Annotated in this window: 16 protein-coding genes and 1 pseudogene; 10 read left to right on the top strand and 7 right to left on the bottom strand. The window is 65.3% G+C overall.

From position 1 onward, the window contains the following. Positions 1-41 precede the first annotated feature (41 nt). Positions 42-749 carry a FadR/GntR family transcriptional regulator gene (locus ACTYOL_RS09035; protein WP_054892431.1) on the top strand — a complete coding sequence of 236 codons (708 nt, stop codon included), beginning with the start codon at positions 42-44 and terminating at the stop codon, positions 747-749. Positions 750-765: 16 nt separating this feature from the next. After that, entirely contained in the window at positions 766-1,461 is a 696-nt protein-coding gene (locus ACTYOL_RS09030; protein WP_054892432.1) for a GntR family transcriptional regulator, read from the top strand. Here ACTYOL_RS09030 and ACTYOL_RS09025 read toward each other — a convergent pair. Further along, positions 1,443-2,408 carry a GlxA family transcriptional regulator gene (locus ACTYOL_RS09025; RefSeq protein ID WP_153772928.1) on the bottom strand — a complete coding sequence of 322 codons (966 nt, stop codon included), beginning with the start codon at positions 2,406-2,408 and terminating at the stop codon, positions 1,443-1,445. The genes ACTYOL_RS09030 and ACTYOL_RS09025 overlap by 19 nt on opposite strands. 182 nt (positions 2,409-2,590) lie before the next feature. On the opposite strand from ACTYOL_RS09025, the gene ACTYOL_RS09020 reads away from it, so the two are divergent. The 3 genes from ACTYOL_RS09020 (at position 2,591) to ACTYOL_RS09010 (ending at position 4,840) form a co-directional block, all read left to right on the top strand. Next, complete coding sequence (locus ACTYOL_RS09020; protein WP_054892434.1) at positions 2,591-3,232, top strand: HD domain-containing protein; 642 nt, start codon at positions 2,591-2,593, stop codon at positions 3,230-3,232. A 67-nt stretch (positions 3,233-3,299) separates the two neighbouring features. After that, positions 3,300-3,743: a GNAT family N-acetyltransferase gene (locus ACTYOL_RS09015; protein WP_112897857.1), complete on the top strand. Its 444-nt coding sequence runs from the start codon at positions 3,300-3,302 to the stop codon at positions 3,741-3,743. A 98-nt stretch (positions 3,744-3,841) separates the two neighbouring features. Then, positions 3,842-4,840, top strand: a complete 999-nt coding sequence (locus ACTYOL_RS09010; RefSeq protein WP_444757800.1) for a hypothetical protein — start codon at positions 3,842-3,844, stop codon at positions 4,838-4,840. Positions 4,841-4,844: 4 nt separating this feature from the next. Here ACTYOL_RS09010 and ACTYOL_RS09005 read toward each other — a convergent pair whose 3' ends face one another. Next, on the bottom strand, positions 4,845-5,273 hold the full coding sequence (locus tag ACTYOL_RS09005) for a PACE efflux transporter (RefSeq protein WP_054892437.1): 429 nt from the start codon (positions 5,271-5,273) through the stop codon (positions 4,845-4,847). A 101-nt stretch (positions 5,274-5,374) separates the two neighbouring features. Between ACTYOL_RS09005 and ACTYOL_RS09000 the strand changes: the two genes are divergently transcribed. From ACTYOL_RS09000 to ACTYOL_RS08985, 4 genes and pseudogenes are all read left to right on the top strand, one after another. After that, positions 5,375-6,253: a LysR family transcriptional regulator gene (locus ACTYOL_RS09000; protein ID WP_063544036.1), complete on the top strand. Its 879-nt coding sequence runs from the start codon at positions 5,375-5,377 to the stop codon at positions 6,251-6,253. Positions 6,254-6,259: 6 nt separating this feature from the next. Then, positions 6,260-7,423: pseudogene (locus ACTYOL_RS08995) on the top strand (HAMP domain-containing protein); the annotation flags it as partial. Continuing rightward, positions 7,400-8,278 carry a methyl-accepting chemotaxis protein gene (locus ACTYOL_RS08990; protein WP_371926246.1) on the top strand — a complete coding sequence of 293 codons (879 nt, stop codon included), beginning with the start codon at positions 7,400-7,402 and terminating at the stop codon, positions 8,276-8,278. The pseudogene ACTYOL_RS08995 and the gene ACTYOL_RS08990, both read left to right, overlap by 24 nt. Positions 8,279-8,641: 363 nt before the next feature. Next, on the top strand, positions 8,642-9,427 hold the full coding sequence (locus tag ACTYOL_RS08985; protein WP_054892440.1) for a sulfite exporter TauE/SafE family protein: 786 nt from the start codon (positions 8,642-8,644) through the stop codon (positions 9,425-9,427). A 9-nt stretch (positions 9,428-9,436) separates the two neighbouring features. Here the strand turns inward: ACTYOL_RS08985 and ACTYOL_RS08980 are convergent, their stop codons facing one another. Then, entirely contained in the window at positions 9,437-9,982 is a 546-nt protein-coding gene (locus tag ACTYOL_RS08980) for a histidine phosphatase family protein (protein ID WP_200603211.1), read from the bottom strand. Positions 9,983-10,079: 97 nt separating this feature from the next. On the opposite strand from ACTYOL_RS08980, the gene ACTYOL_RS08975 reads away from it, so the two are divergent. Then, on the top strand, positions 10,080-10,685 hold the full coding sequence (locus tag ACTYOL_RS08975) for a biliverdin-producing heme oxygenase (protein ID WP_444757799.1): 606 nt from the start codon (positions 10,080-10,082) through the stop codon (positions 10,683-10,685). 193 nt (positions 10,686-10,878) lie between these two features. Here ACTYOL_RS08975 and ACTYOL_RS08970 read toward each other — a convergent pair whose 3' ends face one another. From ACTYOL_RS08970 to rlmM, 4 genes are all read right to left on the bottom strand, one after another. Further along, positions 10,879-13,074 (bottom strand): TonB-dependent siderophore receptor, encoded by a 2,196-nt coding sequence (locus ACTYOL_RS08970; protein ID WP_444757798.1) that lies wholly within the window; start codon positions 13,072-13,074, stop codon positions 10,879-10,881. A 195-nt stretch (positions 13,075-13,269) separates the two neighbouring features. Continuing rightward, complete coding sequence (pdxB, locus tag ACTYOL_RS08965; protein WP_414155088.1) at positions 13,270-14,412, bottom strand: 4-phosphoerythronate dehydrogenase PdxB; 1,143 nt, start codon at positions 14,410-14,412, stop codon at positions 13,270-13,272. Between the two features lie 56 nt (positions 14,413-14,468). Beyond that, positions 14,469-14,711, bottom strand: a complete 243-nt coding sequence (tusA, locus tag ACTYOL_RS08960) for a sulfurtransferase TusA (protein ID WP_054892445.1) — start codon at positions 14,709-14,711, stop codon at positions 14,469-14,471. 81 nt (positions 14,712-14,792) lie between these two features. Then, positions 14,793-15,857: a 23S rRNA (cytidine(2498)-2'-O)-methyltransferase RlmM gene (gene rlmM, locus ACTYOL_RS08955; protein ID WP_054892446.1), complete on the bottom strand. Its 1,065-nt coding sequence runs from the start codon at positions 15,855-15,857 to the stop codon at positions 14,793-14,795. Positions 15,858-15,925 lie beyond the last annotated feature (68 nt).

Genomic DNA, 15,925 nt, shown 5'->3' with positions numbered 1-15,925 from the left:
CCACAGGCGCCAAGACTCAGGTTTCAATCAGGGAGCGAACCGTGATCAGCTCATCGACCGTCGTCAACTCCGTGGTGGAAAAGCTGCGCAAGGCCCTGGCCCGCGGCCAGTGGCGCAGCGGCGAAATGCTGCCAGGCCAGCGCGAGCTGGCCGAACAATTGGGCATCAGCCGCCCCAGCCTGCGTGAAGCGGTGACCGTACTGGAAACCCTCGGGCTGGTGCGTTCGATGCCTGGCAAAGGTGTGCTGGTGCTGGAGGCCGACGCCACGCTGGTACAAAGCACCGATAGCGTCGGCGCTGCCAGCCTGGCCGATGTGCTGGAGCTGCGCTACACCCTCGAGCCCTTCATCGCCGGGCTGGTCGCGCAATCGGCGGGCAACCAGGACATCGGCCAGCTGCGCCTGACCCTGATGGACCTGCGCGAAGCCGTTGACGCCTGCGACAGTGAGGCAGGCGTAGCCGCCTACATCGCCTTCCACGAGGCGCTGTTCGCGCTGACCACCAACCCGATCTTCCAGAGCGTGGTGCAGCAGACGAGCAACGCGCTCAAGCAGAGCGCGGCCATGCTGCGCGACTCCCCTGAACACCTGGCCGCACGGCTCGACGAGAACGAGGCAGTGGTGCGCGCCATCCGCGCACGCAACAGCGCCCAGGCCAGCGCCCAGATGCGCCGGCACATCCTCGCCGAGGGCCAGCGCATGGGCATCGAACTGAATATCCCGGACGACCATCCGGACCCGCATCTTTGACGTCAGGAGAGCGATCATGACCGCCTTCGCCCACGCCGACCCGTGCCTGCCCCAGTTGATCAAGACCGGCGAAGGCCGCCTGGGAGCCGAACAGATCTACCCGCGCCTGTTCGACGCCATCCTCGAACAGCGCCTGCCACCTGGCAGCGCCCTGCCCGAGCAAGCGCTGGGCAATGCCTTCGGCGTCAGCCGCACAGTGATCCGCCGGGTGCTCGGGCGCCTGGCCGACCAACAAGTGGTGGTGCAGCGCCCCAGCCACACCGCACATTTGGCCGCACCCGATCCACAACAGGCACGCCAGGTGCTCAGTGCACGGCGCCTGGCTGAAACCACACTGATCGGCCTGGCCACCCAGCGCGCGCGTCCGGGGCAGATCCGCCAACTGCGACAACTGGTCGAGCGCGAGCGCCTGCACCACGAACGCGGCGAGCGCTGCACGGCCATCCGTCTGGGCGGCGAATTCCACCTCAAGCTTGCGCAGATGGCCAACAACGCACCCTTGGCGCGCTTTCTCAATGGCCTGGTGCCGATGACCTCGCTGATCATCGCCCGCTACGAGTCGCCCTGCTGCGAGCACTGCGCCTGGGAAGAGCACGCAGCAATCATCGACGCGGTGGAAGATGGCGACAGCACCGCGGCGCTGGCGTTGATGCACCAGCACCTGGACCGCCTCGAAGCCAAGCTCGACCTCGATCAGAGCGTGCGCGCGTAACGTTTGCGGTAGTCCGCCGGGGTGACCCCGACATGCCGCACGAAAGCGCGGCGCAGGGTGTCGACATTGGCGAAGCCACAGAAGGCGGCCACCTGCTTGGGCGGCTCGCGTCCGCCCTCGAGGCGCTCACGGGCGGCATTGACCCGTGCCAGTTCCACCCAGGCGGCCGGGGTCATGCCCACATCGGCCTGGAACAGCCGGGCGAAGTGCCGCGGGCTGAGACCCGCCCGCTGCGCCAGGCTGGCGATGCTGTGATCCTCGGCCGGATTGGCGGCCACATAGCGCTGCAACCCCTGAAGCACCGAGCGCCCGACCGGCGACGAGGCGCCCTGGCGACTGAACTGCAACTGCCCGCCCGGACGCTTGAAGTACATCACCAACTGCCCTGCCACCTGCTTGGCGAGCTCTCGCCCCAGGTCCTCCTCCACCAGGCTCAACGCCAGGTCCAGCCCGGACGTCACCCCCGCCGCAGTGCGCACCTTGCCGTCATGGACCTGGATCGCATCGGCGTCCACCTGCACCTCGGGATAGCGCTCGGCCAAGGCCTCGGCGACGGCCCAGTGCGTGGTGATGCGTCGGCCATCGAGCAGGCCGGCAGCCGCCAGGGCGAAGGCGCCAGTACAGACTGATCCGTAGCGTCGACAACTGGCGGCGCGCCCCCGCAGCCAGTCGAGGATGCCGCTGCGCAGGTGCTGGCTGGCCGCCTGCGGCGTACCGGCGATCAGCAGGGTGTCGATGGGCTCGTGGGTGTCGCCGATCCAGCCATCGGGCAGCAGGCGTGCGCCGGATGAACTGACCAGTGGGCCGGGTTCGCAGGCCAGCAGGCGCAGGCGATACACCTCGCGACCGGCCTGGCGGTTGGCCTCGGCGAAGACATCGAGCGGGCCGCTGGCATCGAGCAACTGGACGCCGGGCATGGCAAGGATGGCGAGGGTCAGCGAGGGCATCTGGAGATCCTGTAGGCACGCAAAAGGGTGGGTAGCGACAGCATAAAACCCCGACCGACCCCATGCGCAGGCCATGTCTGTCGCAGACCGACAATGGCAGGATATGGCGCATAACGTCAATTGAGGACAGCCACCCGCCCCGCCACACTGACTCCACCACCACACCACCCCAGGAGTCACCCATGTCCACCTCCATCGCCGGTATCCAGGTGCCTGACAGCGCCATGGCCCGTGAAATCACCGAACTGGTCCGCGACACCGCCTCGCCGCTGCTGTTTCACCACTCCAGCCGGGTGTTCTACTTCGCCGCCCTGGCCGGCAAGCGCCTGGGCCTGAAGTTCGACAGCGAACTGCTGTACTGCGGCTGCATGTTCCACGATATGGGCCTGACCCATCAGCACAGCAGCGACTGCTGCCGCTTCGAGGTCGACGGCGCCAACGCCGCCCGTGACTTCCTCAAGGGCCATGGCATCGCCGAACGCGACATCGAGCGGGTCTGGACCGCCATCGCCCTGCACACCACACCGGGTATTCCCGAGTTCATGCACCCGCTGATCGCACTGGTGACCGCCGGTGTCGAGACCGACGTCCTCGGCCTGCACCACGAGGGGCTGAGCGCCACCGAGCGCGACGCCGTGGTCCAGGCCCACCCTCGCGGCGAGCAGTTCAAGGAAGCGATCATCCAGGCCTTCTACGATGGCATCCGCCACAAGCCGCAGACCACCTTCGGCAACGTCAAGGGCGATGTCATCGCCGACAAGGAACCGGGTTTCCATCCCGGCAACTTCTGCAGCGTGATCCGCCAGTCCTGCTGGCCGAGCTGAGGCCTCGCTGGCCAAGGCTTGCCGGGCGCCTTACCATGCGCCCGGCAAATATACGCCAGGAGGTCTTATGCAACACACCATCGCGCCAGTCGGCGCAGAGCAGTTCGAGCGACTGACCGAACTGTGGGAAGCCTCGGTGCGGGCTACGCACGATTTTCTTCCCGAAGGCTACATCGAACGCCTGCGCCCGCTGGTACGCGACCAGTACCTGGGCTTCGTCCAGCTGCGCGCCGCATACGATGAACAAGGGCAGATCCTCGGCTTCGCCGGGGTACACGAGGGCAAGCTGGAGATGCTCTTCGTCGATCCGATCTACCGCGGCCAGGGCATCGGCAAGACGCTGTTGGCTGACGTCGTCGCCGAGCTGGGCGTGCGTGAGGTCGATGTCAACGAACAGAACCCGCAGGCCGTGGGCTTCTACCTCAGCCAGGGCTTCGTCCAGACCGGACGCAGCGAAGTCGATGGCCAGGGCGATCCGTATCCGCTGCTGCATCTGAAACGCGAGGGCTGAACATGGCTTCCGCACTGCAAAAAGGGGCCGCTCTGCGGCCCTTCCCGCTCCTATAATCAGAAGACCTAATCCAGCCTCTACCCAGGGAGGCTACCAGCGTGAACCCGCGCATTCCCCTCTTGCTGCTGTGCCTGCTGCTGGCCCTGGCTGGCTGTGCCGGCAAACGCACCTCACCCGCCCCGCCCCCGGCCACGCTCACCCCCGCCCTCTGGCAACAGATCGACCAGGACCTGATTAGCGCCTCGGTTGCCGCCACCGGCTCGGCCAGCGACTATGCCCGTCGCTCGATGCGGGTCTGGCGCGAACAGGTGCAGCAACGCACCGAAAGCGACTTCATCCCCTGGTTCACCGGCTACTGGACCCAGCAGTGGCTGACCCTCAAGGTTGCCTGGTACAAGATGAACAGCGGCAACGGCAGTGACCCGCCAGAAAAACGCCTGGCGCTGTACCTGCAGGCGCAGTACCACGAACGGGTGATCGAACCGGTCGCCGAGCAGATCAACCCCGAAGGCATCCGCGACCGCGCCAGCGCGCTGTACCTGGAACTGTTCGCCAAGCAGTTGCCGACAATCATCCAACGCTACAACGCCCCGCCCGATCAGGTCAGCCAGCGTCTGAATCACCTTGCGGCCATCGACCTGGGCCCGCCCGCGGCCAGGGATGCGACGCTCTACCAACTGCTGCGCGCCCAGTCACTGGACCAGCAGCCCGCCTGGCAGGCGCTGCGCCAGCACCTGCACGACCAGGCTGCCAAGGCTCCCGGGCAAACCGAGGTGGGGCTGTCGTCGGTGGCCACCCGCGCCAGCGAAAAACTCGGCGCCACCCTGGCTCCGCGCGGCATCGCCAGCGCGGTGGCGGCCGCAGTAGGCAAGGCCGCCGGGGCGATGATCTCGGTGGCGGTGGCCGGTTTCGGCATGATGACCCATGACCGCGAACAACCGCAGATGGTCGAGCAACTGCGGGTGATCCTCAACGTGGCGCTGAACGAGGAATGGCGCGAGCTGATGGAAAACCGCCAGAGCGGCGCGCTCTCGGGGGTGTACTACCTGTCGGGGCAGATCGAGGATGGCCTGTTGTCGGGTGCTGGCCGGCCCTGACGCCTCAGGCCACTGCCATGGCCGAGGTCGGCAGGCCGAAGATGCGGTCGAACGCCCAGTTGTAGGCGAAGGTGTAGCACGGCACCAGCACGATGAACGCCAGGTCCACCACGAACGCCTCGACCAGGCTCATGTCCAGCCACCAGGCAATCAGCGGAATCAGGTACAGCACCAGCGTCAGCTGGAAGCCCACCGCGTGCGCCACACGACGTGCCAGGCTGCGCCCACGCTTGGCCTGACGGCTTTCCCAGTGTTCGAACAGGCTGTTGTAGACCAGGTTCCAGAACATGGCGATGGTGGTGATCATTACCGCCAGGGGGCCGGTGTGCGAGGCCGGGGTGTCGGAGAGATAGGCCAGCCCCAGGGTCGACATGCCCAGGCCGATCAGTTCATAGAAGGTCACGTAGACCAGTTTGCGCTTGACGCCTTGCACCGTGGTTACCTCGGAATGCAGGAAATGAAGGCGACGAGAATGAATCAATATTCTTGACAGAAAAAGTCAGCACCTTTCAGATTGACTGAAAGGAGAACTGCATGAACTTTTCCAGCGACAACATCCAACTGTTCCTCGCCGTGCTCGACCGCGGCTCGTTCTCCGCTGCCGCACGAGTGCTGGGGCGAGTGCCATCGGCGGTGAGCATGGCCATCGGCAATCTCGAGGCCGAACTCGGCTACGCGCTGTTCGAGCGTGGAGCGCGCGAGGTCCGCGCCACAGACCGCGCCCGCGCTCTGGAGCCGCACGCACGGCTGATCGCCGAGCAACTGGGGTTACTGCAAGTGCATGCGCTTGAGCTGTCGCGAGGACTGGAAAGCAGCCTGGCCATCGCCGTGGTGCCGGACATCGACCCGCGTCCGCTACTGGCCGCCATTGCGCGGCTGGGCGAACGCTATCCGCTGCTCGACATCGAACTGCTCAGCGCACCGCAGGAGGACGCCCTGCACCTGCTGGACAGCGGCCGCGTCGGGCTGTGCCTGGCCTTTGCCGGATTGCAGGTCGATCCGCAGCGCAGCTTCCAGCATCTGGGCAGCGAGTCGCTGGTGGCAGCCTTGTCGCCCAACCATCCAGCCCTGCGTCAGGGGCGCATCCGCGACCTCGAAGACCTGGTCAGCCTCCGTCAGATCCTGGTACACAGCCGCGACCTGCCGCTGCGCGACACCCGCTCGCTGATCGGCACCACGCACTGGCGCACCGACAGCGTCGACCTGGCCCTGCAGATGGTCGAAGCAGGCCTCGGCTGGGGCGACCTGCCGGCAACGCGGGTCGCCCCCTTGGTGGAAGCCGGGCGGCTGGTGCGCCTGGCGTTTCGCAACACCCGCAACGAACTGCAGTTGCCGGTGCATGCGCTGTGGCTCAAGCAACAGCCCCTCGGGCAGGCCGCGCGGGCGCTGGTGGAGCTGCTGGCTGGCGGTTGACCGCACATGGCCGCTCGTCGGGCAGAACAACGTCTAACTCAACCTTTTGACTGGCAGGCCGATAGCGATCCCGACAGGCGTCGCTACGCGCCAAAAGTGCACGGCGGCCTCCCCAGCAACGGCTCAAGGTCTCGAAACATGAACCTGAAGTTCCGCCACAAGATCCTCCTCAGCGCCTGCGGTGTCGTGGTACTGGCATTCGCATTGTTCACCCTCTACAACGACTACCTGCAGCGCAACACCATCCGCCAGAACATCGAATCCTCGGTCCAGCAGGCCGGCGCGCTGACCGCCAGCAGCGTGCAGAACTGGATGGGCGGACGCATCCTGATCCTGGAGAACCTCGCCCAGGACATCGCCCAGCAAGGCACCGGCAGTCAGGTCGCCGGACTGGTCGACCAACCCTCTTACACCAGCAACTTCCAGTTCACCTACTTCGGCCAGAACACCGGGCTGTTCACCCAGCGCCCCGACGCACAGATGCCCGAAGGCTACGACCCGCGCAAACGCCCTTGGTACACCGCTGCGGTAAGCGCCAACCAGACCCTGCTGACACCGCCCTACCAGGCATCGGTGGGCGGCCTGGTGGTGACCATCGCCATACCGGTCAAGGCCCGCAACAATGGTGAGCTGCTCGGGGTTGTCGGTGGCGACCTGAGCCTGGACAGCCTGGTCGACATCATCAACGCGGTGGACTTCGGCGGTATCGGCCATGCCTTCCTGGTCGACCGTGAAGGCCAGGTAATCGTCAGCCCCGACAAGGACCAGCTGATGAAGAACCTCAAGGACATCTACCCCGGCAGCGGCCTGCGGGTCGAGCCGGGTATGCAGGACGTGACCCTCGGCGGCGAAGAGCGGATCGTCTCCTTCACCCAGGTCAAGGGGCTACCCTCGGCGCAGTGGTACATCGGCCTGTCCATCGACAAAGACAAGGCCTACGCCGCCCTCGGCCAGTTCCGCAGTTCGGCCATCATCGCCATGATCATTGCCGTGGCCGCCATCGCTGCCGTGCTCGGCCTGCTGATCCCACTGCTGATGCGCCCGCTGACCACCATGGGCCGCGCCATGCACGATATCGCCGAAGGCGAAGGCGACCTCACCCGTCGCTTGCAGGTGCAGCACAAGGACGAGTTCGGCGAGCTGGCCATGGCCTTCAACCGCTTCGTCGAGCGTATCCATGCCTCGATCAGCGAAGTGGCCTCGGCCACGCGGCAGGTGCACGACCTGTCCGAACAGGTGATGAGTGCTTCCAACGCCTCGATCAACGGCTCCGAGGAACAAAGCCTGCGTACCAACAGCGTGGCGGCAGCGATCAATCAGCTCGGCGCCGCCACCCAGGAAATCGCACGCAATGCCGCCGATGCCTCGCAGCACGCCAGCGGCGCCAGCGATCAGGCCAACGACGGGCGCCAGGTGGTGGAGGATGCGATCAATGCCATGACCGCGCTGTCGCACAAGATCAGCGAGTCGTGCGAGCAGATCGAAACCCTCAACGCCAGCACCGACGAGATCGGCAAGATCCTCGACGTGATCAAGGGCATCTCCCAGCAGACCAACCTGCTGGCGCTCAACGCCGCCATCGAAGCCGCGCGCGCCGGGGAAGCGGGCCGAGGCTTCGCCGTGGTCGCCGACGAGGTGCGCAACCTGGCACACCGCACCCAGGAGTCGGCCGAAGAGATCCACCGCATGATCACCAGCCTGCAGGTTGGCTCGCGCGAGGCGGTGCACACCATGAACGCCAGCCAGGTCTCCAGCGAGCAGACCGTGCAGGTGGCCAACCAGGCGGGCGAGCGCCTGGCCAGCGTGACCCTGCGCATCGGCGAGATCGATGGCATGAACCAGTCGGTGGCCACGGCGACCGAGGAGCAGAGCGCGGTGGTCGAGAGCTTGAACCTGGATATCACCCAGATCAACGCACTCAACCAGCAAGGGGTGCAGAACCTCAACGAAACCCTGCGCCACTGCGATGCGCTGACCCAGCAGGCGGGACGCTTGAAGCAGTTGGTGGGCAGCTTCAGGATCTGAAACTGCTTCACTGCACTTGGAGGAGCAGCTGTCTTATTCAAAATCTGACAGCCAGCTCAATCCCTGTGGGAGTCACTGTCTTACTCAAAATCTAAAGGTCAGCCCAATCCCTGTGGGAGTAACTGTCTTACTCAAAATCTAAAGGTCAGCCCAATCCCCTGTGGGAGCGGGCTTGCCCCGCGATCACCGGCGCAGCCGTTGCCATGCTCCGCGGTGTTCTTTTCGCGGGCAAGCCCGCTCCTACAGGAGACCTGTCGCGCTGCCGCGTTATAACCTAATAACGAACAATTCTATTTGGCTATAAAGAACAATCTATATCCTGCTGCCATCCGACAACGGGCTAGCGGGCAGATTGAGTAGCGTATGGATGTAGGTTCTTTCGGTTTCACCATTGCCGGGCTGGTCGTGGGCTTCATCGTTGGCATGACCGGCGTCGGCGGCGGTTCGCTGATGACGCCGATCCTGCTGTGGTTCGGTATCAATCCCGCCACCGCCGTGGGCACCGACCTGCTCTACGCGGCAATCACCAAGGCCAGTGGCGTCTGGGTGCATGCACGCAACAAGAACATCGACTGGAAGATCACCGGCTGGCTGAGCCTGGGCAGCGTGCCCGCGGCAGCGCTGACCCTGTGGTTCCTCAGCACCCTGCATGCCGATACCTCGGCACTCAACGCCATCATCAAGCAGGGCCTGGCGGTGGTGCTGATCCTTACCGCCCTGGCGATCCTGTTCAAGTCGCGCCTGCAGGCCTTCGCCAGCAAGCATGCAGGCGACCACTACCATCTCAGCGACCGCAGCCTGAACCTCCTCACCGTGATCACCGGTGTAGTGCTCGGGGTCATGGTCACCCTGACCTCGATCGGTGCCGGCGCCCTGGGCACCGTGGCGCTGTTCCTGCTCTACCCGTTCCTGGTGACCCGGCGCCTGGTCGGTACCGAAATCGCCCACGCCGTGCCACTGACCCTGGTCGCGGGCCTGGGCCATGCCGGCATGGGCAACATGGACTGGTCGCTGCTCGGCTACCTGCTGCTCGGCTCGCTGCCGGGCATCTACCTGGGCAGCCACCTCACAGGCCGCATCTCCGATCGTGTGCTGCGTCCCTGCCTGGCGGGCATGCTGCTGCTGATCGGCTACAAGCTGGCCTTCTGATCCCGCCCCTCAGGCCGGGCCCAGGCGCATGCGCCAGACCTCGGTTCGGCTGAGTTCGAGCCGAGAGCACGGCGGGACGTCGATACGTTGGTAGGCCCCGAGCGAACTGCCGAGCACTTCGACCATCGCGGCGCGCATCACCATCGGGTGCGTGACCGCCCACCAGTCGCCCGGCGTGTCGAATGCCTCCAGCCACTGCGCCACGCGCTTGTGCAGCGCGGCGAAGGACTCTCCACCATGGGGCGCCGCGTCCACGTCGACCTGCCACCACGCCAGGGCTTCGCTCTGCTCGCGCTGCAACTGCTTGAGCGCAACGCCCTGCCAATGCCCCATGTCACAGTCGGCCAGCGCCGTCTCGATACGCACCTCGGGGGCGAGCCAGGCGGCGGTTTCACGGGCGCGCAGTTCGGGTGCGCTGAGTACTTGCACTCCGTCGGGCACAGCCTTCAACAGCGGGGCATCGCCCAGTACGGGATCGTCGGCCAGCGCAAATCGCCCGGTTTTCTGGGCGTGGGTCAGGGCATGGCAGACCAGGGTCAGACGGACGGCTTTCACCTTGGAGTTTCTCTGGCAAATGAGGATTAGGGCATCGAGGAACGCTGCGCTAGGATCGTCAGTCTAACCCAGGCAATTAGCCATCAGAGTCGATTCGATGACCATCACCTCCCGCCCCCCTCCCGGTCCTGTCCTGCTCGCTCTGCGTGAAGGTACACAAGCCTGTCACAAGGCCCTGGAGGCGCGCCTGCCGTTTTTCAGCGAAGGTTTCGACCATGACGCCTATCGCCGCCTCATCGAGGCGTACTACGGCTTTCACGCACCGCTCGAAGCATTGCTGGCAACGCACCAGGGCAGTGAGCGCAACAAGGCTGGGGCGCTGTGCCGCGACCTGCAGGCGCTCAAGCTGAGCGCCGAGCAGATAGACGCGCTGCCGCTGTGCCGGGACTTGCCAGCCATCACCGATGAGGCCAGCGCGCTGGGTGTGATGTACGTACTGGAGGGCTCCACCCTCGGTGGCCAGGTGCTCAAGCGTGTCGTGGCGCAGCGCCTGGGTATCGACGCCGACAGCGGCGGTGGTTTTCTCGATGTGTATGGCAGCGCCACCGCCAGCCAGTGGCGCGGCTTTCTCGAACGCCTGGATCGGCACCCCCTGCCACCCGAAAACCAGGCCCGCGCCGTGGCTGCGGCGGTCGCGACCTTCACCTGCTTCGAGCGCTGGCTGGAGCAGCGCGCGGTGTTGTTGCACCCAACTGAATGCTAAGCGCCACCGTTGATCAACCTGAAAAACGTCACATACCCTGTAGGAGCGGGCTCGTCCCGCGATCGGGCGCGAAGCGGCCGTAAAACCGGGCTTCGAGGTGTTTCAGGAATACCCCGGTTGCCTGATCTACGGCCGCTACGCGCCCGATCGCGGGACGAGCCCGCTCCTACAGGGGGGCGCCTGTGTTTTGATATCAGAACGAAATATTCAACGCCGCAAACAGCGCCCTGCCCGGCTGGTTGTAGGTGTTGGCACCGGCGCTGCTGGCGTTGCCGCCGCGCAGGATCTGCTTGTCGAACACGTTGTTCACCCCCACCCGCACATCGTAGTTGGCGTTGAACTTGTACCCGGCACTCACATCCACCAGCCCATAGGCTTCGACATCCTTCTGCGCCGACTCGTCATAGCGCTCCTGGGTGCGGTAGTTCCAGGTCGGCGACTTCTGCTTGCCGAACCAGGTACCGGCCAGCTGCAGCGACAACTTGTCGGTCGCGCGCCAGTCCAGGGTGGTGTTGACCGTGTACTCGGGGATCACCGACAGCGGCTCGCCGGTCTCGCGGTTGTCGTTGTCGAGCATCCAGGTCAGGTTGGTGTTCCAGTCCAGGCTCGGGGTGAGCTCGACGAACAGGTTGCCCTCGAGGCCCTCTACCCGTGCCTTGCCGGCGTTTTCCCACTGGGTCACACGACTGCCGCCATTGATCGCGTAGACCACGTCGGTGCCGCCAATGATCTTGTTCTGGTAGTCGTTGCGGAAATAGGTCGCACTGGTACGCCAGGTGCCGCGGTCATACAGCAGGCCGATCTCCTTGTTGATGCTGATCTCAGGCTTGAGATCGGCGTTGCCCTGCAGGTAGCAGCCGCCGGAGTTGGTCTGCTGCACGCTGCAGCCATTGCCGCGGCTGTAGAGCAGGTAGCTGGGATTGGACTGGTACAGGTTCGGCGTCTTGTAGGCGCGGGCGATGCCGCCCTTGAAGGACAGTTCGTCGGTGATCTTGTGCGACAGGTTCAAGCTAGGGCTGAAGTTGTCGCCGAAGGTCTCGTGGTGATCGAAACGCAGACCCGGCGTGACGGTGGTAGCGCCAATGATGATGTTGTCCTCGACGAACAAGGCATGGCTGCGCGCCTGCATCTTCGAATCGCTGCGGTCGAAGCCTGCGATCACATCGTTGCCAACGCCTGTCGGGTCGGAGCTTTGCGGACGGAACGAGCCCTGGTCGTTGAGGGTTTCATAGAGGTACTCGCCGCCAACGGTCAGCACGTGCTCCGTGGCGCCCACTGCGAACGGCAAGTTGACCTCGCTCGACAGGCGCGTGTTGCGCAAGCGCGAGAATGCCGCATCGTTGCCGTCGATCGCCCCTTCGGTACGCCCAGCCATGCCCTCGTTCAAGCGCCAGTTGCGCACGTACTCATAAGCCAGCACGGTCTTGCTGGTGCCCCAGGTGAAGTCGCCCAGGTGCGTCAGGTCGTAGGTGTTGCGCTGCATCACGTTGGTCTCGTGGCCATACAGGCTGGAGATCAGCTGCGCGTTGCCACCGCCGTTGCTGTTCATGGTGTCGCCAGCGTAGATATTGCCCTGGCGGCTGTAGCCTGCGCTCATCTCCAGGCGATGCTCGTCGTTGAGCTTCCAGCTCAGCAGGCCGTTGATATCCTTGTTGCGCACACCCTCGCGCCCGGCCACGGTCGGGCTGCCGGCGTGTGCGGCGTTGATGTCCAGGTCGTCGGCGTCGGTCTTGGCCAGGCCGCCATAGAGACGGAACCCCAGGGTGTCGGTCAGGCCACCCCCGAGGTTGAAGTTGGTCCGGTGGCTGGCGCCCTCGGCGCTGTCCTCCGGCATCAGGGTGTACAGGCTGACGCTCCCCTTGAGTGCTTCGCTGGGGCGCTTGGTGATGATGTTGACCACTCCGCCCATGGCGCCCGAGCCATAGCGCGCGGCTGCGGGGCCACGCAGGATCTCGATGCGCTCGACCGCTTCGGCCGGCACCCAGTTGGTTTCGCCGCGGGTATCGCGGTCGCCGTTCCAGCCATAGCGCACCGAGTTGCGTGCACTCGATGGCTTGCCATCGATCAGGATCAGGGTGTTTTCCGGGCCCATGCCGCGCAGGTCGATCTGCCGGTTGTTGCCACGGGCGCCGCTGGCACTGTTGCCGGTGAGGTTGACCCCCGGTTCGCGGCGGATGATGTCGGACAGGTCATTGGCCGGCGGGCGGCGCTTGATGTCCTCTTCGGTGATGACCGACGATCCCAGCGCCTGGCGTGCCTCACGTTCGGCGGTCACCAGCGTGTCTTCGATGACCAGCGCCTGCTCGGCGAATGCTGAAGTCGTTGCCACAGGCGCGGCCAGGGCAACGATGGCCAGCGCCAGGCGGTGCGGGGAAGGTCGGGTGTGCATCGGTACATCTCCTGAAATCGTGTGCGAGAAGCAAGCCGCGCCCCGGTCGGCAGGCCCCTCGCCCACCGGCCCGGCAAAAAGGCGGGTCCGTCAGGGATGGCGAATATAACGATTCTCAAATAGGTTTAAATCTTATTTACGAAATTTACAGATTGCCCGTAAACCCGCCTGGCAGACACCCGCACCCGAGGCGGGCTAGACCAGCACCGCGCCCAGAGCATTGATGGCCTGCACCAGCTGTGGTGCGTCACCCTGTACCCGTACCGCCAGCCCTTCGATCTCGCGACGGACCGGATACTGCTTGCGCAGCAGGTCGAATGCCGCACGTTGCTCGGTGGGATCCTCGCTCAGGCTGCGACGAAAATCCGCATCGTCGCGACGCGGGTCGTAGACCGCACGGCACAGGGTTGCCAGCGCCCAGGCCGGGTCGGCGCTGGCATCGAAGTCCAGGCGTGCCAGCGCTGGCGACGGCAGCAGGTCGGCCAGGTGCACCTGCTCCGGCAAACCTTGCGAACGGCAGAAGGCCTGGTAGATCTGCGCGGTCCCGCGCTGCTTGCCATCGAGGCTGTAGCCGGCGATATGCGGCGTGGCCAGGGTGCACAGGTCGGCCAGCGCCAGGTCGACCTGCGGCTCGCCCTCCCAGACATCCAGCACCGCGTGGACATCCTCGCGGTCCAGCAGCAGCTCGCGCAGGGCGTCGTTGTCCACCACCGGCCCACGGCTGGCATTGATCAGCCAGGCCCCTGGGCGCAGGCGGGCCAGTTGCCGCGCACCGAGCAGATGCCAGGTCGGATGTTCGCCGCCGCGTTGCAGCGGGGTATGCAGGCTGATGGTGTCACACTGTTCAAGCAACGTGTCCAGGCTGACGAAGTCGCCCTCTTCGCTGGCTGCGCGCAGCGGATCGCACACCAGCACCTGCCAGCCCAGGCCCCGCAGTACACGGACCAGACGCCCGCCCACCTCACCGGCTCCAACCACGCCATACACCCGCTTGGGCAGCTCCACGCCATCGAGCTCGGCCAGGGTCAGCAGGCTGCCCAGCACGTAGTCCACCACGCCGCGGGCGTTGCAGCCAGGCGCGCTGCTCCAGTGGATGTCGGCCTGAGCGAAGTATTCGAGATCAAGGTGGTCGGTGCCGATGGTGCAGGTGCCGACGAAGCGCACCTTGCTGCCTTCGAGCAGTTGCCGGTCGACGCGGGTGACCGAGCGCACCAGCAGCAGATCGGCATCCCTGACGCAGGCTGCATCGATGGCCCGGCCAGGGTAACGGCGGATTTCGCCGAATCCGGCGAAGAAGGCATCGAGCAGCGGGATATTTTCGTCGGCAACGATCAGCATGGGCGCTCTCCTTTCAGGGGAGCGCAGTGTAGGCGCTGTGGCCTGTGCGATCCAGCTCAGTCGGCCTTCTTGCGAATCCAGTACAGGTAGGTGCCGGCGTCTTCCTGCTGTTGCACCAGCTCATGGCCGAGGAAGGTGCAGAACTTGGGGATGTCGCGGCGGGTCGAGGGGTCGGTGGCGATGACCTTGAGCAGGCCGCCAGCAGCGAGGTTGCGCACGTGCTGATGCAGCATCATCACCGGCTCCGGACAGTTCAGGCCGGTGGCGTCGAGGGTCGCGTCTGGAGTGAAGTCGGTCATGGTGGGCTCCGCAAATTGTGGGGTATTGTCGCGCAAACCGCGTGCAGGTCAAACAGGGGCCGCAGCACGGCCCCGATCGTCTCAGCGCGGCTTGAGGTCGAGCCGGCGAAGGTGGCAAGTGACCTCTTCGCGGTCGTGGTACAGCTGCTTGCAGGCGATCGACACCTTGACCTTGCGCGCCTTGAACGAGGCCTCGATGCGATCGAGCAACTTGCGCACCTCGGCGTGACGCTGCTTCATCGGCAGCTTGAGATTGACCACGGCCTCGCGACACAACCCCTCGCCCAGCCAGGTTTCGATCAGCGAGGCCGTGCGTGCGGGCTTCTCGACGATGTCGCAGACCATCCAGTCAACGGTCTGCTTGGGCTTCCAGGTAAAGCCATCGGCCATCAAATGCTGCACCAGCCCCGTATCCATCAGGCTTTCAGCCATCGGGCCGTTGTCGATGGCGGTGACCAGCATGCCACGCTTGACCAGCTGGTAGGTCCAGCCGCCCGGTGAAGCGCCCAGGTCGACGCCGGTCATGTCGTCGTTCAGGCGTTGGTCCCATTGATCGCGGGGGATGAACTGGTGCCAGGCTTCCTCAAGCTTGAGGGTCGAGCGGCTCGGCGCCTCGCGCGGGAACTTCAGGCGCGGGATGCCCATCGGCCACAGTGCCGAATTGCCCGCTTCGGCCAGGCCGAGAAACACCCGTCGGCCACTGATGAACGTCAGCAGCAGGCGTGGCTTGCTGGCATCCTCGACCAGACGCCCGGCCTTCTCCAGCGCCTTGCGCAGCGGCACCTCGAATTTGCGGCAGAAGGTCGACAGCTCCTTGCCGTCGTTGCTGTCGAGCACCTCCAGCCACAGGCTGCCACACACCGGCAGGCCCGCCAGGTGCTCGAGCAGCACACTGATCCGGTCAGTTTCCGGCAGCTCGACGAAGTCGCCGCGCGCCCATTGGCGCGGGAAGATCAGCCGGTCGAAGCGCAGCTCACGCATCAGGCGTTCGGCACCGCCTTCGTCGAGGCAAACGAACTCGGCGCTGGCGCTCTGCGGCTTGCCCTTGGCATAGCCGGCCACGCCCAGGTGCGCGGCGTGTTCGCTGATTTCGGCGCAGACCTCGCCCTCGAAGCCGGGCCGGCAATGCATGAACAGGGTATTCATCTCTTACTCCACATCACTGGCGCAGACAGCGCCAGGGCGGCGAATGATAAAGGAAGTTCGGAACCTGC

Source organism: Pseudomonas sp. A014, from assembly GCF_052378495.1.
GTDB classification, from domain to species: Bacteria; Pseudomonadota; Gammaproteobacteria; order Pseudomonadales; family Pseudomonadaceae; genus Aquipseudomonas; species Aquipseudomonas machongensis.
This window is presented reverse-complemented; position numbering and strand designations above follow the sequence as displayed.

What these genes read in the sequence shown, in the direction of transcription:
- ACTYOL_RS09030 (WP_054892432.1), top strand. Translation starts at nt 766, where the DNA reads ATGACCGCCTTCGCCCACGCCGACCCGTGCCTGCCCCAGTTGATCAAG.
- ACTYOL_RS09025 (WP_153772928.1), bottom strand. Translation starts at nt 2,408, where the DNA reads ATGCCCTCGCTGACCCTCGCCATCCTTGCCATGCCCGGCGTCCAGTTG.
- ACTYOL_RS09020 (WP_054892434.1), top strand. Translation starts at nt 2,591, where the DNA reads ATGTCCACCTCCATCGCCGGTATCCAGGTGCCTGACAGCGCCATGGCC.
- ACTYOL_RS09015 (WP_112897857.1), top strand. Translation starts at nt 3,300, where the DNA reads ATGCAACACACCATCGCGCCAGTCGGCGCAGAGCAGTTCGAGCGACTG.
- ACTYOL_RS09000 (WP_063544036.1), top strand. Translation starts at nt 5,375, where the DNA reads ATGAACTTTTCCAGCGACAACATCCAACTGTTCCTCGCCGTGCTCGAC.
- ACTYOL_RS08990 (WP_371926246.1), top strand. Translation starts at nt 7,400, where the DNA reads ATGGCCTTCAACCGCTTCGTCGAGCGTATCCATGCCTCGATCAGCGAA.
- ACTYOL_RS08985 (WP_054892440.1), top strand. Translation starts at nt 8,642, where the DNA reads ATGGATGTAGGTTCTTTCGGTTTCACCATTGCCGGGCTGGTCGTGGGC.
- ACTYOL_RS08975 (WP_444757799.1), top strand. Translation starts at nt 10,080, where the DNA reads ATGACCATCACCTCCCGCCCCCCTCCCGGTCCTGTCCTGCTCGCTCTG.
- ACTYOL_RS08970 (WP_444757798.1), bottom strand. Translation starts at nt 13,074, where the DNA reads ATGCACACCCGACCTTCCCCGCACCGCCTGGCGCTGGCCATCGTTGCC.
- pdxB (WP_414155088.1), bottom strand. Translation starts at nt 14,412, where the DNA reads ATGCTGATCGTTGCCGACGAAAATATCCCGCTGCTCGATGCCTTCTTC.
- tusA (WP_054892445.1), bottom strand. Translation starts at nt 14,711, where the DNA reads ATGACCGACTTCACTCCAGACGCGACCCTCGACGCCACCGGCCTGAAC.
- rlmM (WP_054892446.1), bottom strand. Translation starts at nt 15,857, where the DNA reads ATGAATACCCTGTTCATGCATTGCCGGCCCGGCTTCGAGGGCGAGGTC.